25 protein-coding genes and 1 pseudogene are annotated in these 25,297 nt (G+C 65.7%); 8 read left to right on the forward strand and 18 right to left on the reverse strand.

Annotated elements, in window-relative coordinates:
- Both RT551_RS11360 and RT551_RS11365 read right to left on the reverse strand, forming a co-directional pair.
- Positions 1-188 (reverse strand): annotated as a pseudogene (locus RT551_RS11360) (M23 family peptidase); the annotation flags it as partial.
- Between the two features lie 4 nt (positions 189-192).
- Positions 193-1,164 (reverse strand): L,D-transpeptidase family protein, encoded by a 972-nt coding sequence (locus tag RT551_RS11365; RefSeq protein WP_313458644.1) that lies wholly within the window; start codon positions 1,162-1,164, stop codon positions 193-195.
- A 182-nt stretch (positions 1,165-1,346) separates the two neighbouring features.
- On the opposite strand from RT551_RS11365, the gene RT551_RS11370 reads away from it, so the two are divergent.
- On the forward strand, positions 1,347-2,777 hold the full coding sequence (locus RT551_RS11370) for a GGDEF domain-containing protein (RefSeq protein WP_313458646.1): 1,431 nt from the start codon (positions 1,347-1,349) through the stop codon (positions 2,775-2,777).
- A 26-nt stretch (positions 2,778-2,803) separates the two neighbouring features.
- Here RT551_RS11370 and RT551_RS11375 read toward each other — a convergent pair whose 3' ends face one another.
- Positions 2,804-3,403, reverse strand: coding sequence for a DUF3916 domain-containing protein (locus RT551_RS11375; RefSeq protein ID WP_313458649.1), 600 nt, complete (start codon positions 3,401-3,403; stop codon positions 2,804-2,806).
- Positions 3,404-3,429: 26 nt separating this feature from the next.
- On the opposite strand from RT551_RS11375, the gene RT551_RS11380 reads away from it, so the two are divergent.
- A complete protein-coding gene (locus RT551_RS11380; protein ID WP_313458652.1) occupies positions 3,430-3,609 on the forward strand; it encodes a hypothetical protein in 180 nt (59 codons plus the stop codon).
- Between the two features lie 63 nt (positions 3,610-3,672).
- On the opposite strand, the gene RT551_RS11385 is transcribed toward RT551_RS11380, so the two are convergent.
- The 6 genes from RT551_RS11385 to RT551_RS11410 all read right to left on the reverse strand — a co-directional run bounded on the left by RT551_RS11385 (position 3,673) and on the right by RT551_RS11410 (position 8,507).
- Positions 3,673-3,891: a hypothetical protein gene (locus RT551_RS11385; RefSeq protein WP_313458654.1), complete on the reverse strand. Its 219-nt coding sequence runs from the start codon at positions 3,889-3,891 to the stop codon at positions 3,673-3,675.
- 5 nt (positions 3,892-3,896) lie between these two features.
- A complete protein-coding gene (locus RT551_RS11390) occupies positions 3,897-4,307 on the reverse strand; it encodes a hypothetical protein (protein ID WP_313458655.1) in 411 nt (136 codons plus the stop codon).
- 27 nt (positions 4,308-4,334) lie between these two features.
- Positions 4,335-4,679, reverse strand: coding sequence for a hypothetical protein (locus RT551_RS11395; RefSeq protein WP_313458657.1), 345 nt, complete (start codon positions 4,677-4,679; stop codon positions 4,335-4,337).
- Positions 4,680-4,752: 73 nt separating this feature from the next.
- Complete coding sequence (locus RT551_RS11400; RefSeq protein WP_313458660.1) at positions 4,753-5,697, reverse strand: DegV family protein; 945 nt, start codon at positions 5,695-5,697, stop codon at positions 4,753-4,755.
- Between the two features lie 144 nt (positions 5,698-5,841).
- Positions 5,842-7,101, reverse strand: a complete 1,260-nt coding sequence (locus RT551_RS11405) for an amidohydrolase family protein (RefSeq protein WP_313458662.1) — start codon at positions 7,099-7,101, stop codon at positions 5,842-5,844.
- Positions 7,098-8,507, reverse strand: a complete 1,410-nt coding sequence (locus tag RT551_RS11410; protein ID WP_313458664.1) for an amidohydrolase — start codon at positions 8,505-8,507, stop codon at positions 7,098-7,100. The genes RT551_RS11405 and RT551_RS11410 overlap by 4 nt, the downstream gene beginning before the upstream one ends.
- 233 nt (positions 8,508-8,740) lie before the next feature.
- Between RT551_RS11410 and RT551_RS11415 the strand changes: the two genes are divergently transcribed.
- From RT551_RS11415 to RT551_RS11425, 3 genes are all read left to right on the forward strand, one after another.
- A complete protein-coding gene (locus tag RT551_RS11415; protein ID WP_313458667.1) occupies positions 8,741-12,088 on the forward strand; it encodes an autotransporter domain-containing protein in 3,348 nt (1,115 codons plus the stop codon).
- Between the two features lie 110 nt (positions 12,089-12,198).
- Entirely contained in the window at positions 12,199-12,975 is a 777-nt protein-coding gene (locus RT551_RS11420; RefSeq protein ID WP_313458669.1) for an AMP nucleosidase, read from the forward strand.
- A 53-nt stretch (positions 12,976-13,028) separates the two neighbouring features.
- The gene (locus RT551_RS11425; RefSeq protein WP_311192538.1) at positions 13,029-13,568 is read left to right on the forward strand and encodes a DUF924 family protein; all 540 of its coding nucleotides are present in this window, start codon (positions 13,029-13,031) and stop codon (positions 13,566-13,568) included.
- 72 nt (positions 13,569-13,640) lie between these two features.
- Here RT551_RS11425 and grxD read toward each other — a convergent pair whose 3' ends face one another.
- Positions 13,641-14,567, reverse strand: a complete 927-nt coding sequence (gene grxD, locus RT551_RS11430; protein WP_313458672.1) for a Grx4 family monothiol glutaredoxin — start codon at positions 14,565-14,567, stop codon at positions 13,641-13,643.
- Between the two features lie 57 nt (positions 14,568-14,624).
- Here grxD and RT551_RS11435 point away from each other — a divergent pair, with 57 nt between their 5' ends.
- Positions 14,625-15,461 (forward strand): polysaccharide deacetylase family protein, encoded by an 837-nt coding sequence (locus RT551_RS11435; protein ID WP_313458675.1) that lies wholly within the window; start codon positions 14,625-14,627, stop codon positions 15,459-15,461.
- 261 nt (positions 15,462-15,722) lie between these two features.
- Here the strand turns inward: RT551_RS11435 and RT551_RS11440 are convergent, their stop codons facing one another.
- From RT551_RS11440 to RT551_RS11450, 3 genes are read right to left on the reverse strand one after another with little or no spacing between them, the layout of a single operon-like run.
- Positions 15,723-16,394: a class I SAM-dependent methyltransferase gene (locus RT551_RS11440; RefSeq protein ID WP_313458754.1), complete on the reverse strand. Its 672-nt coding sequence runs from the start codon at positions 16,392-16,394 to the stop codon at positions 15,723-15,725.
- Between the two features lie 17 nt (positions 16,395-16,411).
- Positions 16,412-17,035, reverse strand: coding sequence for an SGNH/GDSL hydrolase family protein (locus RT551_RS11445; protein WP_313458677.1), 624 nt, complete (start codon positions 17,033-17,035; stop codon positions 16,412-16,414).
- Positions 17,036-17,038: 3 nt separating this feature from the next.
- Complete coding sequence (locus RT551_RS11450; RefSeq protein WP_313458679.1) at positions 17,039-18,310, reverse strand: pyridoxal phosphate-dependent aminotransferase; 1,272 nt, start codon at positions 18,308-18,310, stop codon at positions 17,039-17,041.
- 130 nt (positions 18,311-18,440) lie between these two features.
- Between RT551_RS11450 and rsgA the strand changes: the two genes are divergently transcribed.
- Positions 18,441-19,535, forward strand: coding sequence for a ribosome small subunit-dependent GTPase A (gene rsgA / locus RT551_RS11455; RefSeq protein ID WP_313458682.1), 1,095 nt, complete (start codon positions 18,441-18,443; stop codon positions 19,533-19,535).
- Here the strand turns inward: rsgA and RT551_RS11460 are convergent, their stop codons facing one another.
- Both RT551_RS11460 and RT551_RS11465 read right to left on the reverse strand, forming a co-directional pair.
- On the reverse strand, positions 19,536-20,012 hold the full coding sequence (locus RT551_RS11460) for an RES family NAD+ phosphorylase (RefSeq protein WP_313458685.1): 477 nt from the start codon (positions 20,010-20,012) through the stop codon (positions 19,536-19,538).
- Positions 20,009-20,461: an antitoxin Xre/MbcA/ParS toxin-binding domain-containing protein gene (locus RT551_RS11465; RefSeq protein ID WP_313458687.1), complete on the reverse strand. Its 453-nt coding sequence runs from the start codon at positions 20,459-20,461 to the stop codon at positions 20,009-20,011. Before RT551_RS11465 ends, RT551_RS11460 begins: the two co-directional genes overlap by 4 nt.
- A 113-nt stretch (positions 20,462-20,574) precedes the next feature.
- On the opposite strand from RT551_RS11465, the gene RT551_RS11470 reads away from it, so the two are divergent.
- Positions 20,575-21,831 carry a flavohemoglobin expression-modulating QEGLA motif protein gene (locus tag RT551_RS11470; RefSeq protein WP_313458690.1) on the forward strand — a complete coding sequence of 419 codons (1,257 nt, stop codon included), beginning with the start codon at positions 20,575-20,577 and terminating at the stop codon, positions 21,829-21,831.
- A gap of 5 nt (positions 21,832-21,836) precedes the next feature.
- Here RT551_RS11470 and RT551_RS11475 read toward each other — a convergent pair whose 3' ends face one another.
- From RT551_RS11475 to RT551_RS11485, 3 genes are all read right to left on the reverse strand, one after another.
- Positions 21,837-22,790: a hypothetical protein gene (locus RT551_RS11475; RefSeq protein WP_313458691.1), complete on the reverse strand. Its 954-nt coding sequence runs from the start codon at positions 22,788-22,790 to the stop codon at positions 21,837-21,839.
- Between the two features lie 403 nt (positions 22,791-23,193).
- Positions 23,194-23,934, reverse strand: a complete 741-nt coding sequence (phbB, locus tag RT551_RS11480) for an acetoacetyl-CoA reductase (protein WP_311192528.1) — start codon at positions 23,932-23,934, stop codon at positions 23,194-23,196.
- 19 nt (positions 23,935-23,953) lie between these two features.
- Positions 23,954-25,279 (reverse strand): CitMHS family transporter, encoded by a 1,326-nt coding sequence (locus RT551_RS11485; protein WP_125359632.1) that lies wholly within the window; start codon positions 25,277-25,279, stop codon positions 23,954-23,956.
- Positions 25,280-25,297: the final 18 nt, after the last annotated feature.

Here is a 25,297-nt window from a genome sequence, read left to right on the forward strand (position 1 = left end):
ACCGCGGCCACCGCAACGCCGGTAGTGCCGGCCGTTGGCCGACTCCGCGACACACCTTCCGCAGGCGCATCAACCGCCACCGGCATGTACTCCACCTCCGGCCCCGGCCCCGGCCGCGGGCCGCCCAGCAGCCACCATCCGGCCGCCCCGATCACCACACCCAACGCCAGCAGCCGCATCAAGGTCATGAGCTCACTCCTGCATGATCACAGGCACCGACGCATCCACCGCATCAGCCACCCGCAACGCATCCCAGTTGGTCATCCGCACGCAGCCGTGCGATTCGGTCTTGCCCACATGCCCCGGCTCCGGGGTGCCATGCAGGCCATAGTGCGGCTTGGAGATGTCGATCCAGACCGGCCCGACCGGATTGTTCGGCCCCGGAGGAATCGTCGCCTTGCGGTCGCCCTTCTTCGCATCCCAGAACAGCTTCGGGTTGTAGTGGAACGGCGGGTCACGCGAGATGCCCAGAATCTTCCACTCGCCAATCGGCAGCGGGTCGTGCTGGCTGCCCGAGGACACCGGGACCTGCGCATAGACCTTGCCGGCGGCGTCATACAGGCGCAGCGTCGAATCAGACTTGTCGATCACCAGTTTGGCTGCCTTGGGCAAGGCGGCCGGTGCAATGTTAGGCACCTGGATCTGGCTCCCTGCGTTGCCCAGGTCCACGCCGGGGTTCAGCGTCTGCAGCAGCTTCGGGTCGGCGTGGAAGCGCTCACCCAGGGCTTCGGCCACCGAGGCATACCCCAGTGCGTCGAGCTTGGCCTGGTCGGCCGGCTTCTTCGGCACCGGACGGAATGGCCCGGCCACGTCCTCGGCGGTGAGCGTGTAGCGGGCCAGCGCCGGCGTACTGTCCTGCAGTGCCTGCCAGGTGGCGTCATCCAGCTCCCCGGTCACCTTGAGGCCGCGCGCCGCCTGGAAGCCGGCGACCGCGCGCCGTTGGTTGGAGCCGATCTCGCCATCAATCTGCCCGGGCGAGAAGTTGGCCCGGTCCAGCAGCACCTGGGCGTGCAGGTTGGAGCGCGGGCCGGTCTGAAGCGCGTCTGTTTCGGCGATGGGAGCCGGCAGTGCGGCCGGGGCAGGGGCCTGGGCGAGGGCAGAGGAGCTTGCCGCAGCCAGGGCCAGCGCCAACAGGGGTAAGGACGCAGATCGTTTCAGCAGCATCGGGCACTCCGTTTCACATCTGTCCCGAACATGCCGCAGTCGGCCGCGCACGCCTTGTGAAAAGCTGCACCCGCGCTGGGCTGGCCGTCATGCAGATGAGTGCGCCGTGGGTGGGGTGTGAAGCACCGTGCACAGCCAAGCGCTAAGGTAGGGCCACACCGCTTCCGAAGGGGGAGGGCAGGATGGCGTGGTTGGCGGCCGCGTTGTACGTGCTATGCCATGCGATGGTGCTGTGGCTGCCCGCGCATGCCACGCTGGGCTCGTTCCTGTTCCTGATCGGTGCGCCATTGCTCGCCGCTGCGGCCTGCTTCCATCGCCTGGTGCGCAGCTGGCACAGCGACGTGCGCATCGGCTGGTTGGCGCTGAGCGTTGGCATGCTGCTGTGGGCCGGTGGCATGGCATTGAACATGTACCAGGAAGTGGCCCTGGGCAACGTGGACGCCGTGCCCGGCATCGCGATGTTGCTGTACGTGCTGTATGGCGTGCCGCTCACTTTCGCCATGGCGCACCCGCGGCACGAGCCGTGGTACCTGATCGCCATTGACGGCGCGCTGGCCCTGCTGCTGGGCTACTTGTTCTTCGTGCACACCTTTTCCTACGCCACGCCGACGGATGCCCCCGACCCGGCGATCGGCAGCCTGCGCCTGATGTTCGACATCGAGAACATCTTCATCGCGCTGTTTGCGCTGTTGCGCTACATCACCAGCGAAGACGGAACCCGGCAGGGCCTGTTCCGCGCACTGACGGTGTTTGCCTGGGTCTATCTGGCGATGGCCGCCTACATCAACCACATGGCCACCGATACCGGTTATGGGGCGCTGCCCGACCTGCTGATCGACATCCCGTTCCTGCTGTTGGCGGTGATGGCGTTCCGCCATGGCGACGAGCCGGCCCGGCAGACGCCGCGCAGGCTGACCTTGGCGGTGCGCGCGGGTGCGCCCTTGATCCTGCCCGCTGCGCTGCTGGTGGTGTCGGCGCTACTGGTGGACCAGCATCCGCATCTGGCCGCGTTCGGTTTCATCTTCGCCACGCTCGGGGCCGGGCTGCGGGGTGTGGTGATGCAGGTGCGGGCGATGGAGGGCCAGGATCAGCTGGACCGGTTATCGCGCGTGGATGCGCTGACCGGCGTGGCGAACCGGCGCGAATTCGACCAGGTACTGCTGGGCGAATGGGGGCGTGCGCGCCGTAGCGGGCAGCCAATGGCGCTGTTGATGATCGACATCGACCACTTCAAGCAGTTCAACGACCGCTTCGGCCATCCCATGGGCGATGCCTGCCTGCGCGCCGTGGCGAACACGTTGAACCACTGCGCCACGCGTGGCACGGATGTGGTCGCGCGTTATGGCGGCGAGGAGTTCGCCGTGGTCGTGCCGGCGACGCCACGTGCGGGCGTGCTGGCGCTGGCGGATACACTGCGCGGCGCGGTGGAGCGCATCCGGCTGGCCTCACCGGATGGGGTGGGGCAGATCGGGGTGACGATCAGTGTGGGGGCGGTGGTGATTGCCAAGGTGGCGGGGGCGGACCCCACGGCGCTGCTGAAAGCCGCCGACGCAGCGCTGTATGCCGCTAAACACGAAGGCCGCAACCGGGTGGTGGAAGGACACCTGCCGTAGGGATACGCCATGCGTGTCCAAGCCGATCACGCTCGCGTGCCCACCTCGCCGAAAAACCACAGGTCGCTGTACCACTCGTCGTACCCTTCAACTGCCGGATACTCGGCGGCAACGCCCCATTCGCCCACGCCGGGCGGCAACGTCAGATTCCACTCGAGCGCCAGGCTGCGCGGCTGAAGAGAGCGCAACTGGCCACGGTCGTAGGGGCCGGGCACGGTGTGGCCGCGATAGTAATCTTCATCGAGGTACAGGCAGATCTCGCTGCCAAACATGTGTGGCAGCGCGATGAGGCAGGTAACCCGCACGTGGGCGAGTTCTGCCGGCCTTGCCGCGATCAGGTGCGCGCAGGCATTGATCAAGTGCTGCGCGCATTCCCGCTGCAATTGAGGGTTGGTGGTGGGCGCTTCTACCAGCCGTGACTCGACAGGAATCTTGTTGTTCCAGTAGCGGGGGTGTTCGGCGATCTCTTCCGCTGAGGGAAACCTCCCGGCGAATCCCTCCGACCAGCGCTGCAGGTCACGCAACCCACGCGGCGCAAAGCGCAGCTTCGCCTGGCCGCGCTCGGCGGGCCGAAGCAGCGCTGCGCGCCTTGCCTTGGCCGACTGGCCCGGACTCACCGCTCTCATGACGGATCCCTGCCTGGTTCCACAGCTTGGGCCACGTATCGCATTCGTGCATTGGGCAGCAATTGCCCGCGCAGCTCAACCACCTGCCGGTCTACCACTACAAACCCATTCGAAGCGAAGAACTTTTCCGCGGCAAGGCTGACGTCGGCGGTGAGTTCGGTGATGCCACGATGGGCCGCCTCACTCATCAGGTGCTGCATCAGTGAACGGCCAATGCCTTTACCAGTCCACCGGGGGTGAACGAAGAACAGGTCGATGTAGCCTGACTCCTAAAGGTCCGCGAATCCAGCGAGCTGATCGTCCACCACCACCACGAACGGATTCACGGATTGGATCCGCTCGGCCCACACACCGACGTCGTAGCTGACCGGTGCCCAGGCCTCACACTGTTGCGGCGAGTAATGGCGAGAGGCCGTCTCATGCACGGCGGCGTGGAACAGCTGGCGAAGCTCGGCTTCTTCGCCTGTCCGGTATGGACGGATGTGCATGGGGGTCACCGGGCGCGGTCGGATGTTTTCCGCCGCTTGGCATAGATGATCAGTGGCCAGAAGGCAATCATCCCCAGGCAGAACAGGGCACCTATGGCCTTGCCGAACAAGGTGGCGTTATCGTTGCGCAGGACGACATCCAGCAGCACCAGACCGGTGATGATGGTCGGGCCGCCGAGGAAAAACAGCGCAAACAATCTCAGACGGCCGCTCACCGGGCTGTCGCTGCGCAGGGCTCCAACGACACTGACATCGCCGAAATGCACCTGCAGCGGGTCGGTGGTGGAACGGGCGGCTTCGGGGGTGGCCGGAGCCGGCGGAGCCACCGGTTGCTGATAATCCTGCTGCGGATTGGCAGGCTGCAGCAGATCACCCAGATTGGTCTGGGCGATCAGGTCCTTGAGCTTGGAGTCCATCGTGCGTTCCGTGCGTGGGGGCACGGATTATCGCACGTCGCGCATTTCCCAATGATGGCCGGCCAGCAGGCGCAGGCGCTGCTTGAAGACGTCGCTGTCGATCTTCGTATTGACGGTCAGGTTGATGCGCAGGTCCTTCTGTTCACCGGTGACGGTGGCCTCCGGGTCGGTCACGCCCCACTGAATTTCCACCGCGTCCGGGTCGGGCTGCTTGGCGCGCCACTTTTCGAACAGGGTGGTGCTGCGCAGGGCGTCCTGCAGCTCCTCGGCGAATCCACTCGCCCCGTGCGACTTGAACGACAGGTCCGGGTCGCTGCCACGGGCTTTTTCCGGGTCAGGCAGGCTGATGGTGTAATGAACGACTGACGACATGGTGGTCTCCATTGAATGCACGCAGACTGCCAGAAACCCGGTGCAACCGGTGTGCAGAAACCGGCCGGCCAGGTCAGCCGCTGAAGGTGTGCGGGCCGTCGGCAAAGCCGACCGTCACCGCGCCCTTGCCGACGTTGACCATGCCGGTCAGGCTCATCACCGACTCGAACAGCTGCACCCCGTGCGCCTCGCAGGTCTGGCGCAGGCTGGCGTAGCCGGGCAGGGCGCGCAGGTCCTCCAGCTCGCCGCCGTAGCTGACGCAGACGGTGGGGGTCATCAGCCCGGCCTTGACCCGCTGGCCGACGAAGTCGAACAGCTTCTGCACGGCGTTGTCGAAGCCCTTGATCTTGGCCACCGGCCCGGTCTCGCCCCGGTAGCCATGCAGCACCGGCTTGATGTCCAGCGCGCTGCCCAGTGCGGCGCTGATCAGGCCCACGCTGCGGTCGCCCTTGTGACGGGCGCGGGCGCGCATGTAGTACAGGTCGCGGGTGACCATGTAGCCGTGCACGTTGTGCGCCAGGGTCTCCAGCTTCTCGCGGATCTGCTGCACGCTTGCCCCGCTGTCACGCAGCCGTACCGCTTCCACGGCGGTCACGCCCTGGGCGGCGAACAGGTTCTGGGTGTCCAGCACGCGCAGCGCGAACGGCGAGTTGAAGCCCGCCGCCTGGCGCACCGGCTTGTAGTCGTTGAGGATCGCGAAACTGGCCTGCATCGCGTTGTCGTAGATCGGGCTGCGGGTCTTGGTGATCGTCATGCAGAACACATGGTCGTAGTCGATCACCAGCTTGCCCAGGAACAGATCGCGGATCTGCACCACGCTGAAGGGTATGGTTTCTGCTTCAGCCCCGTTCTCGGCCACGTGGGCATGCAGGAAGCTCAGGGTGGCTTGTTCGTCGCGATGGTCGGCGAGCACGGCTTCGCCGATCCGCACCGTGATCGGCAGCAGCACCAGGTTGTTCTTTTCAATGAAGTCCTGCGGCAGATCGCAGGCCGAGTCCACGACAATTCCGATGCGCATCCTGTTACCCCCTCCAGGCAGGTGTCGGTTCGAAAATGTGAAAGCTATCTCAAAATGGACTCACGTACCTGACCGGGGATTCACGGATTCGGATGTAATCGATTACCCGGCACATGAAGCAGCCGGGCAAGCCCGGCTCTACATTTACCGCGAGTATGCCCGCGGTTCGCTGCCAGCGGGAGCCGCGTACCGATCCCGAAGCTCCGTCTGGCGCGAACGCATCGGCATGGCCTTGCCGCCCAGCCATACCTGCTCGGCGTAGTGCGCCACATCCAGCGGGTCGCCTTCCCACAACACCAGATCGGCCAGCTTGCCCGGTTCGATGCTGCCGATCCGGTCACCCACGCCCAGCACCTGCGCCGGCACCCGGGTCAGGCCGGCCAGGCCGTCCTGCCACGGCAGACCGTTGGCCACCGCATTGCCCGCCAGCTGGCGCATCTTGCGGGCATTGTGCGAGGCATCGTCGCGCTGGGCAAAGCTCACGTCCACACCGGCCTTGCGCAGCCGCGCGGCGTTCTCCAGCGTGGCCCCGAGCTGGTCGAAGCTGCTCGGCAGGTTACCCAGCGCATCCACGAACACCGGCACGTTGGCCTGTGCCAGCTGCGGGGCGATCCGCCACGCTTCGGCACCGCCGGCAATGGCGATCTTTACTTTCTCACGGGCAGCCCAGCGCAGCAGCTGGCGGATGTCGGCGGCACGGTCGACTTCGACCACCAGCCGGCCTTGGCCGTTGAGATAGCGCGCCAGCGTGGCACGGCCCGCAGGCGTGAGCAGGGCATGGGGCGAATCCGCCGGAACCCGGCCACGCGCTTCGCTGACCATCTGCTCCAGCAGCATCCACTGCGCCGCGCGCGAGCTGCCGGTGAGTTCGGCACCCGAAGCACCCAGACGGATGTACAGCGCCAGCGGGCCAATCGGGTCGGCACTGCCGTCCAGCCGCATCACGCCGCCCTGGCCGGCAATGAACGATCCGCCGGTGTTGGCTCCCAGCGCGGTGAAGCCGATGCCGTCCAGGCGTGCCACCGGAATCAGCACCGAAGCGGGGTTGTAGGCCAGGCTGACGTCGAATTCCGGTCGCAGCGGCTGGTCTTCCAGCTTCAGCGTGCTGTGCACGGTGGAAGATTCACCGGACACCTCGTCGATGCCGATATCGGTAATGCCGCCAAACAGGGCAGGGGTCAGCGGCTTGCCCGCCGCTTCCACCACGCTGGCACCGGCCGGTGCAGTCAGGCCGGTACCGACGGCGCGGATCACGCCGCCCTGCACCAGCACGTCAGCATGTTCCAGCGTGCCGCGCGCGCTGGCGGTATGCACGGTGGCGTTACGGATCAGCACGTCCTGGGCGAAGGCCGGCGCGCTGGCCAGCAGGGCGGCCAGGGCTGCAGTCAGGGCAAGCCGGCTCATGGGCGTGCCTCCTGGCCGAGCATGAAGTCCGACAGCGGCTGGCGGCGTACATCCGCGCGGTCGTACACCTGGTGGCCGTCGATATAGACCTTCTCGGCCTGCGCATAGGAACTGAACGGACTGCCGTTCCACACCACCACGTCGCCCATCTTGCCCACCTCCAGGCTGCCGGTCTGCTGTTCCACACCCAGCGAGCGTGCGGCGTTATGGGTCAGCCACATGATCGCGCGCTCCGGTGCGATCTGCATGCCGGCACGGCGTGCATTGGCCATCACCTTGGCGGCTTCCTGGTTGAGGCGCTGGATGCCCTCGGGCGAATCAGAGTGCACGATGGCGCAGCTGTTGGCCGGACGATCCACCAGCGCGATGTTCTCCTGGATGCCGTCGAAGGCTTCCATCTTGAAGCCCCACCAGTCGGCCCACAGCGCGCCACACACGCCTTCGGCCGCAAGGCGGTCGGCCAGCTTGTAGGCTTCCACGCCGTGGTGGAAGGCGGCGATCTTGAAGCCGAACTCCTTGGACAGGTCCAGCATCGTGGCCATCTCATCGGCGCGGTAGCAATGAATGTGCACGCGGATGTCGCCGTTGATCGCGCCGGCCAGCGTGTCCAGCTTCAGGTCGCGCTTGCCACCGGCATCACCGGCGCTGTCACCCTTCTCATCGCCGCTGAACCAGCGCTTCTTCTTCACTTTCTTCGGGCTGTTCCTGGCCAGGTACTCGCTGGCATCGATGAACGCGGCGCGGTAGCCGGCCACATTGCCCATGCGCGTACCCGGGGCCACGCCCTTGCCGCCGCCATACACGCGCTTGGGATTCTCACCGCAGGCCATCTTCAGGCCCCACGGCGCGCCGGGGAACTTCATGGCCTGGTAGGTGGTGGCGGGCACGTTCTTCAAGGTGACGCCACGTCCACCGACCAGGTTGGCCGAGCCCGGCAGCACCTGCATCGAGGTGACACCGCCGGCCAATGCAGTGGCAAAGCCCGGATCCTGCGGCCACACCGAGTGTTCGGCCCAGACGTTGGCGGTGACCGGTGCGGTCATTTCATTGCCGTCGCTGTGCGCGCCGACGCCGGGGCTGGGGTACACGCCCAGGTGCGAGTGCACGTCGATGATGCCGGGGGTAACCCACTTGCCGGTGGCATCCACCTGCACCGCATCGGCGGGAACCTGCAGCGCGCTGCCCACGGCAGCAACGCGGCCATCGCGCAGCAGCACGTCGGTCTGCTCCAGGCGTGCGCCGGTGCCGGTCAGCACAGTGGCGTTGCGCAACAGCACCGGAGCCGAGGCAATGGGGGCATAGGTGCTGGGGTAGGGATCCTCGGTGAACCGCGAAGCGGAGTTCGCCGCAGGCGCGGCCAGTGTCAACAGTGCCAGGCCCAGCCCGGCGCTCAAGTGTGTACGCATGTTTTCCCCGACGTGCATCTGTGCAGAAAGCGACGCTAGCCGCTGGGTGGGGTCGTTGCCAAGTGCCGGTCTGCACGCTGGGTAGAGCAGAACACTTGTTTCAATCGTGTGACTGTGTTCTTGTCGGGGTGTGCTGACCTGGCCCATTGGCTTTGCCGAAAGTGGCGCAGCACCGTTCGAGCATGCCGCGGAGTGGCATGCATGTCTCGCCGTTCTCAAGGAAGTCGCTTCTGATGACCCATCGCTTCACGATCCAAGCTACCCCACGTCGCCCCGTGCCCAGCCTGCTCGCCTCCGCCATTACCGGCACATTGATTGCAGCGCTCGCGGTTCCTGCTCTGGCAGCGGCACCCGCCGACACCCTCTCCAGCTATCAGCAGCAGCGCGTGCTGCAACGTGCGGCATTCGCCGAGCGCAGCACGGAGCCCTCCGACCCGCTACCGGTCAACGGTACGCCCGGCGATGCGGCCAGCTGGCGCTCCGAAGAGTTCCAGGCCGACTGGGGCCTGCAGGCGATCAATGCTGATGCAGCGTATGCGCGCGGGCTGAGCGGCAAAGGCATCCGACTAGGCGTGTTCGACAGCGGCAGCGGTCTGGACCATGACGATTTCGGCGGCAAAGACCATCGCAGCATCCACATTGCCGACCTGCTGGCCGACGGCACGCGCTGCGGCAATACCCTTATTCTGACCGGGCCCGATGCCTGCTTCAGCAGTGATGGCGACGACGTGGCGATCGACTCGGTGGCATTTGATGACAGCGTGCCGGAGAACATCCGCGAGATCATCCGTAACGGTCGGTATGTGCAGCCGGGCATCAACTACAACACCCACGGTACCCACGTGGCCGGCACCATCGCTGCCAACCGCGACGGCAACGGCATGCATGGCGTTGCCTTCGGCGCTGACCTGACAGCCGGTCGTCTGTTCTTCAATTCGGCGGCGCAGTGGCAGGCAATGCCGGGCGGCGGTTACTCGGTCGTCTCGCTGGGCGGCGTGGGTCCTGATCCCACGGCCTTCGAAGACATGTACGCGCAGATGAACGCCCAGGGCGTGCGCGCGGTCAACCATAGCTGGGGCCTGGCCAACGAGCCGGATGAAGAAGATTACGACCTGATCTACCAGGATCCGGGTGATCGCGAGTACCTCAACACCTATGCAGAAGGCTCGCGCGCCAATGGCATGATCCAGGTATGGGCCGCCGGTAACAGCGGACCCAATGCGTCGCCGGAAGCCAGCCCGATCGCAGGCATCTACGCCACCCTGCCGCGCGCGTTTGAAGATATCGAGCCGTACTGGCTGAGCGTGGTCAATGTGAATCAGTCGCTGACCCTTGATGATTCGTCAAACCGTTGCGGTCTGAGTGCGAACTGGTGCCTGGCTGCACCGGGTACCGAAATTCTGTCGACGGTGTATGGCGACGATTCGCAGATCGACGCACAGGTCGTGACCGGGCCGCAGGGTGAGTTGATGCTCGACGTCATCTCGCGCATGCCCACCTATGACTATGCGCTCAATACCGGCACTTCCATGGCCGCGCCGCACGTCACCGGTGCGCTGGGCCTGCTGTTCGAACGCTTCCCCTACCTGAGCAACGCGCAGGTGCGCGATGTGCTGCTCACCACCGCCACCGACCTGGGCGAAGAAGGGGTGGACGACATCTACGGCTGGGGCTTGATGAACCTGGCGGCGGCCATTGAGGGTTACGGCCAGCTGCGCGTGGACACCGACGTGGTGATGAACCAGAGGGCCGGTGGTCTGAAGGTGTGGGAAGGCGAAGCGTGGGACGACTGGACCAACGACATCGGCGGTCCCGGTCGTCTGACCAAATCCGGTATCGGTTGGCTGCGGCTGAGCGGGGACAACAACTTCAACGGGGCTACGGTGCGCGAAGGTGTGCTTGAGCTGGATGGGGTGAACACGCTCAGCGGTTCGCTGGATGTGGCTGGCGGGCAGTTCCTGCTCAATGGCACCCTGCGCGACATGGCCTTCAACAGTGCCGGTGGCAGCAGTGTGGTCAGTGCCAGCGGCGTGCTCGACAACACCGACCTGACCATCAGCGGCGGCGTGGTGTCGTTCAACGGCGTGCAGACGGGTGGCGGCACCCTCGTCGGTGCTAACGGCACGCTGAAGGGCGTGGGCCGGTTGGGGGACACCCGTGTGGAAGGCACCATTGCCCCGGGCAACTCGATCGGCACCCTGACCGTCGATGGCGACTACGTGCAGACCGCCACCGGCGTGTACCAGGCCGAGTTGGCCCCGGGCAGCCGCAGCGACCTGCTGCATGTCACCGGCACTGCCAGCCTGGACGGTACCCTGGTGGCGCTGCCGGAAGCCGGCGTGTACTACCTGGGCGAGCAGTTCAACTTCCTGGCCGCCGATGGCGGTGTCAACGGCACCTTTGCCAGCACCGACTTCTCCGCGTTCTCGCCGTTCCTGCAGTTCAACCTCGTGTATGACGCGCAGAGCATGCGCATCGACGTCATCCGCGGCAACGCGCTGGCCTCGGCAGCCAGCACCGGCAATCAGCTGGCCGTGGCCAGCAGCGTGGACGGACTGGCCATCGAGCAGGGCCTGCCGCGTCCGCTGACCCAGCTGTTCCCCGAACAGGTAGGCGCGGCACTGGACAGCCTGAGCGGCGAGCTGCATGCGGCCATGCCGATGCTGCTGGTGGAAAGCAGCCGCTACCTGCGTGACGCTGCGCTGGGCCGTTCGCTGGCACAGCGGGCACCGGGCGAAGCGGAGGGCGGGGCGACCGGAGCCTGGGTGCAGGCCATCGGCGGCAGCACCCGTCTGGATGGCGACACCAACGCCGCCCGCACCGAGGGCAACAGTAACGGCCTGCTGGTCGGTGCCGACCATCAGTTCGGTGGCTGGCAGGTGGGTGCGCTGCTCGGTACCGGGCGTACCGATGTGAAGCAGGGCCAGGGCCGCCGCGCCAAGTCCGATATCGACAACACCCATTTCGGTGCCTATGTGGGCCACCAGTGGGGCGGTTTCGGTCTGAAGGCCGGTGTGGGTTACTCGCGTCACGACGTCGACAGCCAGCGCAGCCTCGCCTTCGCCGGGTACCAGGACACCTTGTCGGCCTCCTACGACGCCACCACCCGTCAGGCATTCATTGAGGGCAGCTACCGCTTCGGCGGCATGCAGGGCGGACTGGAGCCCTACCTGCAGGTGGCGCGCGTGGAAGTGGACGTGGACGGCATTGACGAGCAGGGCGGTGCCGCCGCGCTGAACGGTCAGGCCGCCGACACCCGCACCACCCTGGCCACGGCAGGTCTTCGATTCGATCGAGGCTTGAAGGCCAGCTGGCAGCAGGACGCGTGGCTGCACGTGGTGGGTGGGGTTGGCTACCGCAAGGCGTTTGGCGACCGCGAACAGGTGGCCGATCTGGCCTTGGCCGGTGGCGACGCCTTCCGGGTGACCGGCGCGGCGATCGCCGACAATGCGGTCGTGGCAGAGCTGGGGCTTTCGGCCTGGCTGAGCCCGCGCCAGCAGCTGGAACTGGGCTACAACGGCCAGTTCGGCAGCGAAGGTCGCGACCACAGCGTCAACGCGCGCTGGTCGCTGCAATTCTGATCCGGCCCGTCCGGTAGGAGAGAGAAGGCGGCTTCGGCCGCCTTTTTTCTTGCCATTTTTCCCGCCAGCCGGACAATTGCCGCACATCATAAAAACAAGAAGAACGGGCAATGAAGAACAAGCAGGAAATCGTGGAGAACTGGCTGCCGCGCTACACCGGCGTGGCCCTGGACCAGTTTGGCGAGCACGTGCTGCTGACCAACTTCGGTGGTTACCTGCACACCTTTTCGCAGCTGACCGGTGCGCCCATCGTGGGCCTGGACCGGCCGATGGCCAGCGTGACCCACGACGGCATCACCCTGATCAACTTCGGCATGGGCAGCCCCAATGCCGCCATCGTGATGGACCTGCTGTCAGCGGTGATGCCCAAGGCGGTGCTGTTCCTGGGCAAGTGTGGCGGGCTGAAGCGCAAGAACCAGCTGGGCGACCTGATCCTGCCGATCGCGGCGATCCGCGGCGAGGGCACTTCGAGCGACTACCTGCCGCCGGAAGTGCCGGCGCTGCCGGCGTTCGCGCTGCAGCGAGCGGTTTCGACCACGATCCGCGACCTGGGTCACGATTACTGGACCGGTACGGTGTACACCACCAACCGCCGGGTCTGGGAGCACGACGAGGCGTTCAAGGAAAAGCTGCGCCAGATGCGCTGCATGGCCATCGACATGGAAACCGCCACCCTGTTTGCGGCCGGCTTTGCCAACCACATCCCCAGCGGGGCGCTGCTGCTGGTCTCGGACCAGCCGATGATCCCGGACGGGGTCAAAACAGAGGCCTCGGACGCCAAGGTCAGCTCCCAGTTCGTGCAGAACCATATCCAGATCGGCATCGAGGCGCTTAAGCTTATCCGGCGCAACGGCAAGTCGGTCCGCCACCTGCGCTTTGACGAATGATGCAGACAGCCAGGGCAGGCGTCACCGTGACGGCCTGCCTGCAGGGATATGGAATGGACGTGGCGACGAAGGTAGTCGAATTCTGGACAAACGCGGGGCCACAGAAGTGGTTCACGCGCGATGCTGCGTTCGACGCGCAGTTCCGCGAGCTGTTCCTGGATGAACACTACGCGGCGGCCAGGCGTGCGCGCGAACATTGGCTGGTCAGCGCCGAAGGCGCGCTGGCACTGATGATCCTGCTCGACCAGTTCCCGCGTAACTGCTTCCGCGATACGGCCCATTCCTACGCGACCGACGGGCTGGCGCGCCACTACGCGATGCGCGCGGTGGAAGAGGGCCTGGACCTGCAGCTGGTACCGAAGCTGCGCGCCTTCATCTACCTGCCGTTCGAGCATTCCGAAGACCCGCAGGACCAGGAGCGCTCGGTGGCGATGTTCGACGCGCTGGGCGACAAGGAGTACCTGCAGTACGCCGAACTGCACCGCGACATCATCCGCCGCTTCGGCCGCTTCCCGCACCGCAACGCCGTGCTCGGCCGCATGCCGACCCCGGAAGAGCTGGACTATCTGGCCGAAGGTGGTTTTTCCGGGTAATGACACACAAAAAACGCCGGCAATGCCGGCGTTTTCCGTAGGTGACACGCCATGCGTGTCACGCAGCATGAATCAATACTTCGGCACCGCGTTGTCCACGTCCTCCGACCAGGCATCAATGCCGCCGGTGATGTTGTGGACGTTGGTGAAGCCCTTGGCGCGGAACTGCTCGGCGGCCTGGGCGCTGCGGCCACCGCGGTGGCACAGGAAGGCCAGTGCGGTGTCCTTGGGCAGCGCTTCCAGACGGGCGCGGTTGTCACCGTCGAAGGTCTCGAAGGCGGCGTTGATCGAGGCAATCGCGCGCTCGTCGGCCGGGCGCACGTCCACCACCGTGATCGTGCCCGCGCGCAGGCGGTCGTCTGCGTCACGCACGCTCAGTTCCTGCACCGGCTTCGGCGCGTTCGGGTTGTCGATCGCCAGGCCCTTGCCGCGGATGTCGTCCACCCAGTCAATGGTGATGCCTTCGGCGCGACGCGCGCTGGAGACGTCAAACTGGACGCGCAGCCCGTTGGACTCGGCGGCGATGGCGTTGTCGTCGTGCGGCACCAGCTGGAAGTTCGGCTGGAAGCCGGCGTCGATGCTCAGCTGCAGCGAAGCACCCGGGGCATCGGCCAGCGCACCGCGCAGCATTTCCACTGCGGCCGGGGTCACCGTGATGCGCGGCGGGGTGCGGTCCGGTGCCGCCAGGCCCAGCACGCTGCTCAGTTCGCCGCTGCTGGCCATCTGCAGAATGATGTCGCTGCCGCCCACCAGTTCGCCCTCGATGTACAGCTGCGGAATGGTCGGCCATTCGCCGTAGACCTTGATGCCTTCGCGGATTTCCGGGTCGGCCAGCACGTTGACGTGGGCGAACTCCACGCCCAGGTCCTGCAGCGCGCCTACGGCCTTGGCCGAGAACCCACACTGGGGCATGGTCGGCTGGCCCTTCATGAACAGCACGACGCGGTTGGCGTTGAGGATGGATTCGATGCGCGAGCGCAGGGCGGGATCAAGGGACATGACGGTAGGTCCGGGATATTCGAACCCGTCATTCTACGCGGCATGGCATCATGGGGCATGACCGTACCGGAAACGTTGCATCGCATTCCCCGCCGCCCCTGGCGCTGGCTGCCCTGGCTGGTGGCCTCCCAGCTGCTGGTGGTGCTGGCCTGGTGGAAGGCCGGCTGGCTGCTGGGCCTGCCCCTGATGGTGGCCTCGCACGCCCTGTTCATGGTGCCGGTGTTCCTGCCCAACAGCCGCTTCTATGCCCCGGTGATCAGCCGCCTGCCCGGCACGGCTCCGCGCGTGTGGCTGACCATCGACGACGGCCCCTCGGACGAAACCCCGGCTGTGCTCGACCTGCTCGACCGCTACCAGGCCAAGGCTACCTTCTTCATGGTCGGCGAACGCGCGCTGGCCCATCCCGAGCTGGTGCAGCAGGTGCTGGCGCGCGGGCATGACCTCGGCAACCACAGCCACAGCCACCCGCAGACCCGCTTCTGGCGGCTGGGTCCGGCCACCATGGGCACGGAAATCAGCGCCTGCCAGCAGGCCCTGACCGAGGTGAGCGGTGCGCCGCCGCGCTGGTATCGCTCGGTGGTCGGCATGACCAACCCGTTCGTGGCCCCCGCCCTCAAGCGCCTGGGCCTGACCCGGGTGGGCTGGAGCGCGCGCGGCTTCGATGGGGTGAACTGCACCCCGCAATCGGTGCTGGAACGCCTGCGTCCCGACCTGCAGCCCGGTGCCATCGTGCTGCTGCACGAAGGGGCCGCACACGGCCATAACCTTGCGATTATCGAGGCGGTGCTGCAGGAATTGCAGGCGAAGGGGCTGCGGGCGGAACTGCCGGATGCGCCCGCTCCCATTGCTGATGCGCCCAGCTCCCCAGTGAGGCCTGCGCCCACAGCAGCGTGAGCGACAGTCCCAGCGCCAGCACTCCGGTCACCCGGCGGCGCTGGTGCTGCAGCGCGCTGCCAATGCCCAGCAGCAACGCCAGCACGCTCAGGCCCAGTCCAACGAACAGCAGCACCAGCAAGGCCAGCGGCACTTCCTGCATGTCTTCATAGGCAGGGCGATGTGCCACCTGTGCGGTGACCGCGAACACCACCAGCGCACACAGGCTCACCACCAGTGCGGTGATGCCCAACGCGGAATGACGCGGACCGGCCTGCATGCTCAGCCGCGCGTGGCGGTGAACAGCCAGTTGTTGAACGGGGTGTTGCCGTACAGCGGTGTCATCTGCAGGTGCAGCCCCGCCGCTTCCAGTGGCGCACGCACACTGGCGGCGTCGGGGTAGTGGCGGGGGCGGGTGCCCATCCAGCCGACCAGATGCGCCAGCATGTCGGTGATGCGGGTAGTACGGTCGCGACCGCTGTTGTCGGCCAGCACGGTGCGGATCACCAGCCGACCGCCCGGTGCCACGCGCGCGGCGGCGCCCGCCAGCAATTGCGGCTGTGCCGCCGCTGGCAGGTACTGCAGGACGTCCAGCAGGGCCACGCTGCCCTGGTGTGCCGGCAGGGCTGCACTGGCGTCCACCACGTCAAATCCGGTGTCAGCCAAACCGGCGCGGCGGTCGGCGCGCACGGCCCGGGCGATCTTGTCCGCATCCACGTCCACGCCCAGGTAGGGCATGGTCTGGCCGTCCTGGCGCAGTACATGCGCCAGAAGGCCCAACCCGCAGCCGATGTCGAGCAGCGGTTGGGTGTCGCCGCGCAGCGCACCCAGCACGCCGGGGAACAGCGGGTCGCTGCCCAGCTTGCCGCGGGTGTAGTAATAGTCGCGCCGGTTGCCGAAGCGCTGCGCCGGCATGAAGGCGTCAGCGATGCGGCGGGCCTGTTCCCTGGCCAGTGGTAGGGCGTCCGTGCTCAGGGGAGTACCTCGTTGTTCAAGTTCCGGTACGCGACCGGATACGCCTGCTGGAACCAGTGGGTATACAGCGCGGCGGAAGGATGCAGGCCGTCGTCGGCCAGCATGGCCGCCTCGCCACCGCGTGCGCGGCTGACCGGGGCGGTGTCGATGAAGGCAATGTCGTGTTCGGCGCAGACGGCGGCTGCCACCGCGTTATAGCTGTCCAGCTCGCGTGCGATCTGCGCCACGTCGCGCCCGGAGCCGGCGGCAAACGGGGTCACGCCCCAGTCCGGAATCGCCAGTACCAGCACCCGCTGCGCGCGCTGCCCAGCAAAGCCAAGCGCGCGTTCGAGCAGTGCGGTGAATTCGCTGCGGTACTCGTCAACCGATCGCCCGCGATACTGATTGTTCACCCCGATCAGCAGGGTGACCAGATCAAACGGCCCCTGCGGTGCCGCCGCATCAATGCCGGCGGCCAGCTCGTCTGTGGTCCAGCCGGTGGTGGCGATGATCTGCGGGTCCGCGATGTCCACGCCGTTCGCGCGCAATGCGGCGGCCAACTGCATCGGCCAGCGGCCTTCGACCGCCACGCCCTCACCAATGGTGTACGAATCGCCCAGCGCCAGGTAACGCAGCGCCATCGTTCAGGCCACGCTGCGCGGCTTGAGCGGCACCACCTTGGTGTTGGCCTCGGCACGGCGCGCCAAGGCACGGTCGATGCGAGCGAACACGTCGCGCATCACGCTCGCTTCGGGCAGCAGGGTGACGCGGAAGTGGTGGCGGTAGGGCACGTTGAAGCTTGAACCCGGCACCACCAGCACGCCTTCCTCGTTCATCAGTTCCAGCGCGAAGTCGTGGTCGTCGAAGGCTTTCGCCGCCGCACCGACCACCGCCGGGAAGGCGTACAGCGCACCGGCAGGAGCCACCAGCGACAGGTGCTCGCTGGCGTTGCAGGCTTCAATCACGGCGCGGCGGGTTTCATACAGGCGGCCGCCCGGGGCACAGAGCTCGGAAATGGTGTCCGGTCCGTTCACCGCCGCGTCGATGGCGTACTGGCCCGGCACGTTCGCGCACAGGCGCAGCGCGCTCAGCAGGTCCATCGCCGCGCGGAACTCGCCCAGCTGTTCGGCGGCACCGGACAGCATCGCCCAGCCCACGCGCCAGCCGCAGGCGCGGTGGACCTTGCTCAGTCCGCTGAAGGTGATGCAGGGATGATCGCCGGCCAGCGGTGCCACCGGCTGGAACTGCGCGCCGTCGTAGAGGATCTGGTCGTAGATTTCATCGACCATCAGCAGCAGGTTGTGCTTGCGCGCGATCTCAACAATGCGCTCCAGCAGCTCGCGCGGGTAGCTTGCGCCGCTGGGATTGTTCGGGTTGATCAGGACGATCGCGCGGGTGCGCGAGGACACCAGGGTTTCAATCTCGCTCGGGTCGGGCTGGAAGCCGTTCTCCGGGGCGCAGCGGTAATACACGGGCCGACCGTCGTTGAGGATGGTGGCGGCCGACCACAGCGGGTAGTCCGGCGAGGGCACCAGCACTTCATCGCCCGGGTTGAGCAGGGCGCGCAGCGACAGGTCGATCAGTTCGCTGACGCCGTTGCCAATGAACACCCGGTCCGGGTGTGCGTCCGGTGCGCCGCGGCGGGCATACGCAGCGGCAATGGCCTCGCGCGCGACCGGCAGGCCCTGCTGGTGGGTATAGGGATCGGTGCGGCCCATGTCGTCGGCAATCGCGCGCTGCAGGTGTTCCGGCGCGCGGAAGCCGAAGTTGCCGGGGTTGCCGATGTTCAGCTTGATCAGGGTGCGGCCCTGGGCTTCCAGCTCACGCGCTCGTCGTGCCAGTTCGCCCCGGATCTCGTAGCGGACTTCGGACAGGCGCTCGCGGGTGGCGAGCGGCTTCAGCGGTGGCGTTGACATGGCTGGGCCAGGTTGGGCATGGAAATCGCATGGTAGCGGAAATGGTGCGACGCAGGGCAAGCCCCTCGGGGGCAAATCCTGAGCACTGGCGGGCAGTTGCCGGCCATGCCTCAAGGGTAGAATGCGCAGGATGACCGACCCGATCGATTACCGCGCCCTGCAGACCATTGGCTGGCCCTGGCCAGGGGCCCCTGAACTGCCTGCCTGGCAGGCCTTGTTCGCGGCGCACCCACAGGCCCGTCCGGGCCGGGTGATCGAGCAGCACCGCACCGGTTACGTAGTGGCCGATGCCCCAGAGGCCGCCCTCAAGACCGAATCTCCGCCCGAGTGGCAGCGCCCGCGCTTCCCCAGCCATGAACGCGCGGCGGTGGGCGACTGGGTACTGCTGGAGGGCATCAAGATTGTCGCGCTGCTGCCCCGGCGCACCGCGATCAAGCGCGGCGCGGCCGGTGAGCACTACCACCAGCAGGTGATCGCGGCCAACATCGATACCGTGTTCATCGTCTGTGGGCTGGATGCCGACTTCAATCCGCGTCGTATTGAGCGCTACCTGCTGCTGGTCGGCGGGGGCGGCGCACAGCCGGTGGTGGTGCTGACCAAGGCCGACCAGACCGAGTACAGCCAGGACGCGCTGGATGTGCTGGAAGAGCTGGCCGCGCAGGATATTCCGCTGCTGGCGATCAACGGCAAAGATCCAGAGAGCGCCAGCGCGCTGCTGCCCTGGCTGGGCCCGGGCCGGACCGTGGTGCTGGTCGGTTCCTCCGGGGCGGGCAAGAGCACGCTGACCAACACCCTGTTGGGCGAGCAGCGGATGAAAACCGCCGATGTGCGCGAGAACGACTCCAAGGGCCGGCATACCACCACCCACCGCGCGCTGATGCCGCTGCCGGCCGGGGCCTGCCTGATCGATACCCCCGGCATGCGCGAACTCAAGCCCACCGGCGAAGAGGCGTTGAGCGAGGGTGGCTTCGCCGATGTGGAAGCGCTGGCCGCGCAGTGTCGCTTCCGCGACTGTGCGCATCAGAGTGAACCCGGCTGCGCGGTGCGCGCGGCCATTGACGCCGGCGAACTGGACGAAGAGCGCCTGCTCAACTACTTCAAGCTGAAAGAAGAGGTGGCCGCGGCCGCCGCCAAGCTGGCCGTACGCCAGGCCGAAACCGCACAGGAGCGCGGCAAGGGCAGGGGCCAGCAGTTCCGCCCTGCGGGCAAGCCGCGCCGGCGTTGATCAGCGGGCCCGAAACAACAGGTTGTACTGCAATCGCTGCGTCGCCCGCGCGGTGATCCGTTGTGCATCCGCATGCTGCGCATTGATCAGCACCACCGTCTCCTCCGGTACGATCACCGACGGCAGCTCCACCAGCGCCTGACCCTGCGACAGGTACCACGCCGAACCGGCCTCCACCGACACCACGCCATGCGGAATCGCGTCCCAGCCACTCGGCAGGACATCGGCGCTGATGATCCGCCGTGCTGCCCATACATCGTCCGGCACGTCGATCTCGATCACATACTTGTTCAACGGCAAGCCGCTGTCATCGATGTGCGCGGCCGTCTCCAGCACGGCCATCGCCAGGGTGGGTGCGGCGTACACCACGGCCTGCCCTTGCTTGTTCCAGCGACCGGGTGAGTAAGCAGCACCGACGCCGCTGAGATCGTCCGGCCGCCAGGTAGGCCCCGTGGAGCCGATCCGCGCCAGCTTCACTGATACGCACCGCTCTGGATGGCCCCCAGTACCCGCATCACCGAGTCGCGCCCGCTGGGCGTGTCCATCAGTTCCGCCGGAGCCAGCCCGCCGAGCGCCGGCTGCGGCCGCTGGATCCACTCACCCACCCACTTCTGCACATCGAAGTCGCGCGCCTCGGCGTTGTCGGTTTCAGCCGCCAGCATGTCTTCGACCTTGTTGATGAGCTCCATCAGGCCGACCACCGATTGCCCGGGCGTGCCGCCGAACAATGCCTTGTCGCGCATCTTTTTGGTGAAGGTGGCCTTGGGAATGCGCACGAACACCTGGAAATCGGCGCTGCTTTCAAACACGTCGTCGATCAGGCCTTTCACCACCTGATAGGGGACACCCTCACGCTCAATGCGGACCCGTTCTGTCAGAGGGGCAGTGCGCAACTGCACACGAAAGCTGTTGGCGGTGGAGGACATAGCGTGGCTCGGCGTGGCTAGATATGGTCCTAATGTAGGCTAAAAATAGTCATAAGCAAGTGAGGGCTGTCGCCTTTGCCCACCGAAGTCATTGATCCTGTTAATGTCCGCCCATGAACACCGCTCCGATCACCGCGGACCGTGACGTGGCCTACCACACCCAGCTGGATGCGCAGCTGGTGGAGGCTGTGGGCGACATCAAACTGCTGGGGCTGACCAGCTGGCCCGCCGCGCTGCAGGCCCCCTTCCTGGCCAGCGTGGCGCGCGGGCAGCCGGTGCTGCCGCAGGTGGACTACCCGAAGCTGGACTTTGGCGAGACCCGGCAGGCGCTGGCCAAAATCAGCGACCGGTGCGACCCCAGCCATCCGCTGGGCCAGTATGTGCAGCGTTCCGCACAGAGCTGGGACCTGGCCGCTGGGCTGCTGGAGTCATTGGGCACGGCAGCAGTGGATGGATACTCGGTGCAGTTGTACGGTGCGCCGGAACAACCGCTCCCCGGGCATGGGCCCAGCACGCGTGAGGCGGCGCGCCACTTCATCCAGATCGCGCAGGAACTGGACCACGAATTGTTGGCCCCAGAAGAACAGGTGCCGGTTTCGGCCACCGCGCTGATGCTGCAGTTGCAGAGCGATCTGGACGCGTTTTTTGAATCCCGCATCATCCAGGTGCAGCTGGATCCGGATCTGATCTCCAAGGCCGCTGCGGGCCCGACCCGCATCCGCCTGCGCACCAGTGCGCGTTTCAGCGCGTATGACCGCGCGCAGCTGTTCCACCACGAGGCGCTTGTGCACTCACTGACTGCGCTCAATGGTCGCGAGCAGCCGCATCTGCCCAGTCTGGCGCTTTCATCGCCGCGCGTGACCGCCACCCAAGAAGGATTGGCCACGTTCGCTGAGCAGATCACTGGCAGCATCGACATCGAGCGGCTCAAGCGCATCAGCCTGCGTACCGAGGCGATTGCCATGGCCCGCGAAGGTGCGGACTTCATCCAGGTGTTCCGCTACTTCTGCGATGCCGGGCAGAACCACGAAGAGAGCTTTGCTTCCGCGCAGCGTGTTTTCCGTGGGGTACCCACAGTGGGTGGGGCGGCGTTTACCAAAGACACCGTGTATCTGCGCGGACTGGTGTCGGTGCACACCTTCTTCCGGCACATGCTGGCCGAAGACCGTCTGCAGATCTGCCGCTGGCTGTTCGCCGGCAAGATGTCGCTGACCGATGCGATTGAGTTCGCCCCCTTGTTCGAAGAGGGCATTCTGCGTCCGCCGCGCTGGCTGCCGCATTGGGTCAGCCGCGCCAACGGGCTAGCTGGGATGCTGGCGTTCTCGCTGTTTGCCAACCGCATCCGGATGGATCAGCTGGCGGCGGAGTAGCTGGGTTACAGTCCGGAGAATATCCGAGCTATCCATTGCCGCAGGCGAGGTGCGGCTGGCGCTGTCGCATCAGCTTCTGAAATGTCGCCAATCCCCATCTGGATACTCTCAAGAATGGCTGGGTCAAAGAGACTTGCGCTTGCTATTTCAGAAACGGGAAGCACCTTGAACGAGGGAATCGTCGGGATTTGCTCAAGTGTGGCCGGTGGCGATTGTGTCTGGTGGTGGGCTGTGAATACTGCCGTGTAATCATCCGTGAAGTGAACGCTGAGATCGTCCTTGTCTCTGTACCCACCCAGCAGTACCTCAAGGTTGAGGTGGGACATGCTCGCAGCCTTGAAGCTTGGTGCCTGCCTTAGAAGACCGACGTACACTTTTCTATCGCGCATCGACACCATGATGGGTGCCGGGCTGGCGGTTCGCGAGACGTCGTCGTAATGCGTGATGACTCGCCATTGCCTCCGCGCTTCAAGTCGCTTTCTGAGGGGGTAGCCAAGAATCGGGACTGCCGCGGTCATCCTCAGCGCGAGCTCTACGGGTAGAGAACGGAACACAGCGCCATCAAATGGAACGCTACCATTGAAGCTCGCAAAGAACAGAGCTTCAAGCTGGGTGAGGGTGCCTCTGCCGTACAGCCAGCGGCCTGCCTCTGGGATTGACCATGAGCGGTTGATCCAAAAGACCAAGAGCGTCCCAAGTGCGAGTGAAAGTGCCGCCGTTCCGATGCCGTCGTACGGAACGTGAGCGTGCAGCACGCGGTGGATGTCCTTGCCCCAATGGGTGCTTGCGACCAGCAGCGTTATGACGCGGGATACCAGAGCAAGCAGCGCGCCGGCAAAGGCGGAAGCCAGCAGGAGCTGCTCCTTGGACTGGCGCGATGACCAGTAGATGAAGCAGTTGGCGTAGGCGACGAGTACATAGCCGCCAAGCAAAGGAAGCAAGAGCTGGTTGAATGGCATGGCGTCCGTGCCCCGGGATCTGCTTCAGGGCCTGCGCTTCTGCGGCTTGTTTGAGAGCGCTTGTGCTGCTTCGTGAATACGCTTCAGCAGGCGCTGCCCCTCCCGCGTTGCCAGAAACCCCCGTACGTCCATCGTGATGCCTGCTGGACCGAACCGAGCGTAGCTGGCTTCAGCGAGCTCCTTATCCGTCAGTATTTTTTTAGCCATTTCTGCGCCCCTGCCGCTTGGATGTTCCATGCCGGTAAGAATGTGTCCCGGATTCGATGGCAGCCAGCAGGTAGTTCAGGGCTTACATGAAAGCTGAAGAAGATCAGTGGGTTGAGATCATTCCGACTGCGCGGTCAAATGTCGTCACCGGTCCCATTTCCGCAGATTGCACCCGCCCGGGGACGGGTGCAATCGCTCAGAACATGTGCAATCCGCCGTTGACGGCGTAATCCGCCCCGGTCACGTACGCGGCATCATCCGACGCCAACCAGGCACACAGGCTGGCCACTTCCTCCGGCTTGCCCAGGCGCCGGATCGGTACCGAACCTGCCAACCGATCCAGCACATCCGGCGGGAAGCTGCTGATCGACTGGCTGGCGATGTATCCCGGCGAGATGGTGTTCACGGTCACCCCGCGCGTGGCCACTTCATTGGCCAGCGCCCGGCTGAACCCATGCATCGCCGCCTTGGCGGTGGCGAAGTTGACCTGCCCGATCTGGCCCTTGTGCGCGCTCACCGAGCCAATGTTGACGATGCGGCCCCAGCCGCGCGCGGCCATGCCGTCGATCACCTGCTTGGTGATGTTGAACAATGCATGCAGGTTCGAGCCCATCACCGCGTTCCAGTCGTCCTGGCTCATCTGCCGGAACAGCACGTCACGGCTGCCGCCGGCGTTGTTGACCAGCACGTCGATCTCACCGACCTCGGCCTTGACCTTGGTGAAGGCGGCCACCGTGGACTGCCAGTCCGCCGCGTTGCCTTCGGAGGCGATGAAATCAAAGCCCAGCTCGCGCTGCTCGCGCAGCCATGCCGCCTTGCGCGGAGAGTTCGGGGCGCAGCCGGCGACCACGGTGTGGCCGTTGCGGGCCAGCTTCTGGCAGATGGCGGTGCCCACACTGCCCATGCCACTGGTTACATATGCGATGCGAAGCGTCATGCGAATCTCCTGTCAGCAATCAGGAAGCAAAGGGATACAGGCCGCAGATCAGGCTGCCGACCATCAACACCAGCGACACCATCACCGCCCACTTCAGGGTGAACTTCTGGTGATCGGCAAAATCCACCTTGGCCAACCCAACCAGCAGATAGGTCGAAGGCACCAGCGGGCTGAGCAGATGCACCGGCTGGCCGGCCAGCGAGGCGCGTGCCATTTCCACCGGGGTGATGCCGTAGTTGCCTGCCGCTTCGGACAGGATCGGCAGCACGCCGAAGTAGAACGCATCGTTGGACATGAAGAAGGTGAACGGCATCGACGCAATCGCCGTGATCACAGCGAGGTACGGGCCCCAGGCATCCGGAATCACCGCCAGGAAGCTGCGCGACATCGCCTCGACCATGCCGGTGTTGTTGAGGATGCCGGTGAAGATGCCCGCGGCGAAGATCAGCGACACCACCGACAGCACATTGCCGGCGTGGTTGACTACGCGGCGGCGCTGCTCGGCCAGGTTCGGGTAATTGATCACCAGCGCAATGGCGAAGCCGACCATGAACAGCACCGGCATCGGCAGCACGCCCATCACCAGCGCCACCATCAGTGCCAGGGTCAGGGCAAAGTTGACCCACAGCAGCTTCGGCCGCTTGGTGTCCTCGGCGTCTTCCACGGTGGGCAGGGCGCCGTCGTCAGACACGCTGGCATCCATCCAGGTGCCGCCGCTTGGCAGGGTGACCACACCCAGGCGGCGACGCTCCTTCAGGCCCAGGTACCACGCCAGCAGCAGTACCGAGGCGCAGGCCAGCACCATCGCCGGAATCAGCGGCACGAACACATCGGCCGGGTCCACGTGCAACGCGGTGGCGGCACGTGCGGTCGGGCCGCCCCACGGGGTGAGGTTCATCACGCCGCCGGCGAGGATAGTCACGCAGGTCATGTTCAGCGCGCTCATGCCCAGGCGCTGATACAGCGGCAGCATGGCGGACACGGTGATCATGTAGGTGGTCGAGCCATCGCCATCCAGCGAGATCAGCATCGCCAGCGCGGCGGTGCCGAGGACGATCTTCATCGGGTCGCCCTTGACCAGGCGCAGGATGATCCGCACCAGCGGGTCAAACAGGCCAGCGTCGATCATCACCCCGAAGTACAGAATGGCGAACATCAGCATCACGCCAGTCGGCGCGATCTTCTTGATGCCATCCAGCATCATCTCGTCCAGCCCGGTGGCGAAGCCGCCAATCAGGGCGAAGATGATCGGAATGGTGATCAGTGCCACCAGTGGCGACAGCCGTTTGCTCATGATCAAGTACATGAACGTAATGACCATGCCAAAGCCGAGGATGCTGAGCATCATCTGCGGACTCCTTAA

This window comes from Stenotrophomonas sp. (assembly GCF_032103445.1).
In the GTDB taxonomy this organism is placed as follows: domain Bacteria; phylum Pseudomonadota; class Gammaproteobacteria; order Xanthomonadales; family Xanthomonadaceae; genus Stenotrophomonas.

What these genes read in the sequence shown, in the direction of transcription:
- rsgA (WP_313458682.1), top strand. Translation starts at nt 18,441, where the DNA reads ATGACCGACCCGATCGATTACCGCGCCCTGCAGACCATTGGCTGGCCC.
- RT551_RS11375 (WP_313458649.1), bottom strand. Translation starts at nt 3,403, where the DNA reads ATGAGAGCGGTGAGTCCGGGCCAGTCGGCCAAGGCAAGGCGCGCAGCG.
- RT551_RS11435 (WP_313458675.1), top strand. Translation starts at nt 14,625, where the DNA reads ATGACCGTACCGGAAACGTTGCATCGCATTCCCCGCCGCCCCTGGCGC.
- RT551_RS11450 (WP_313458679.1), bottom strand. Translation starts at nt 18,310, where the DNA reads ATGTCAACGCCACCGCTGAAGCCGCTCGCCACCCGCGAGCGCCTGTCC.
- grxD (WP_313458672.1), bottom strand. Translation starts at nt 14,567, where the DNA reads ATGTCCCTTGATCCCGCCCTGCGCTCGCGCATCGAATCCATCCTCAAC.
- RT551_RS11445 (WP_313458677.1), bottom strand. Translation starts at nt 17,035, where the DNA reads ATGGCGCTGCGTTACCTGGCGCTGGGCGATTCGTACACCATTGGTGAG.
- RT551_RS11470 (WP_313458690.1), top strand. Translation starts at nt 20,575, where the DNA reads ATGAACACCGCTCCGATCACCGCGGACCGTGACGTGGCCTACCACACC.
- RT551_RS11425 (WP_311192538.1), top strand. Translation starts at nt 13,029, where the DNA reads ATGGACGTGGCGACGAAGGTAGTCGAATTCTGGACAAACGCGGGGCCA.
- RT551_RS11465 (WP_313458687.1), bottom strand. Translation starts at nt 20,461, where the DNA reads ATGTCCTCCACCGCCAACAGCTTTCGTGTGCAGTTGCGCACTGCCCCT.
- RT551_RS11370 (WP_313458646.1), top strand. Translation starts at nt 1,347, where the DNA reads ATGGCGTGGTTGGCGGCCGCGTTGTACGTGCTATGCCATGCGATGGTG.
- RT551_RS11475 (WP_313458691.1), bottom strand. Translation starts at nt 22,790, where the DNA reads ATGCCATTCAACCAGCTCTTGCTTCCTTTGCTTGGCGGCTATGTACTC.
- RT551_RS11395 (WP_313458657.1), bottom strand. Translation starts at nt 4,679, where the DNA reads ATGTCGTCAGTCGTTCATTACACCATCAGCCTGCCTGACCCGGAAAAA.
- RT551_RS11400 (WP_313458660.1), bottom strand. Translation starts at nt 5,697, where the DNA reads ATGCGCATCGGAATTGTCGTGGACTCGGCCTGCGATCTGCCGCAGGAC.
- phbB (WP_311192528.1), bottom strand. Translation starts at nt 23,934, where the DNA reads ATGACGCTTCGCATCGCATATGTAACCAGTGGCATGGGCAGTGTGGGC.
- RT551_RS11365 (WP_313458644.1), bottom strand. Translation starts at nt 1,164, where the DNA reads ATGCTGCTGAAACGATCTGCGTCCTTACCCCTGTTGGCGCTGGCCCTG.
- RT551_RS11410 (WP_313458664.1), bottom strand. Translation starts at nt 8,507, where the DNA reads ATGCGTACACACTTGAGCGCCGGGCTGGGCCTGGCACTGTTGACACTG.
- RT551_RS11420 (WP_313458669.1), top strand. Translation starts at nt 12,199, where the DNA reads ATGAAGAACAAGCAGGAAATCGTGGAGAACTGGCTGCCGCGCTACACC.
- RT551_RS11485 (WP_125359632.1), bottom strand. Translation starts at nt 25,279, where the DNA reads ATGCTCAGCATCCTCGGCTTTGGCATGGTCATTACGTTCATGTACTTG.
- RT551_RS11415 (WP_313458667.1), top strand. Translation starts at nt 8,741, where the DNA reads ATGACCCATCGCTTCACGATCCAAGCTACCCCACGTCGCCCCGTGCCC.
- RT551_RS11405 (WP_313458662.1), bottom strand. Translation starts at nt 7,101, where the DNA reads ATGAGCCGGCTTGCCCTGACTGCAGCCCTGGCCGCCCTGCTGGCCAGC.
- RT551_RS11390 (WP_313458655.1), bottom strand. Translation starts at nt 4,307, where the DNA reads ATGGACTCCAAGCTCAAGGACCTGATCGCCCAGACCAATCTGGGTGAT.
- RT551_RS11385 (WP_313458654.1), bottom strand. Translation starts at nt 3,891, where the DNA reads ATGCACATCCGTCCATACCGGACAGGCGAAGAAGCCGAGCTTCGCCAG.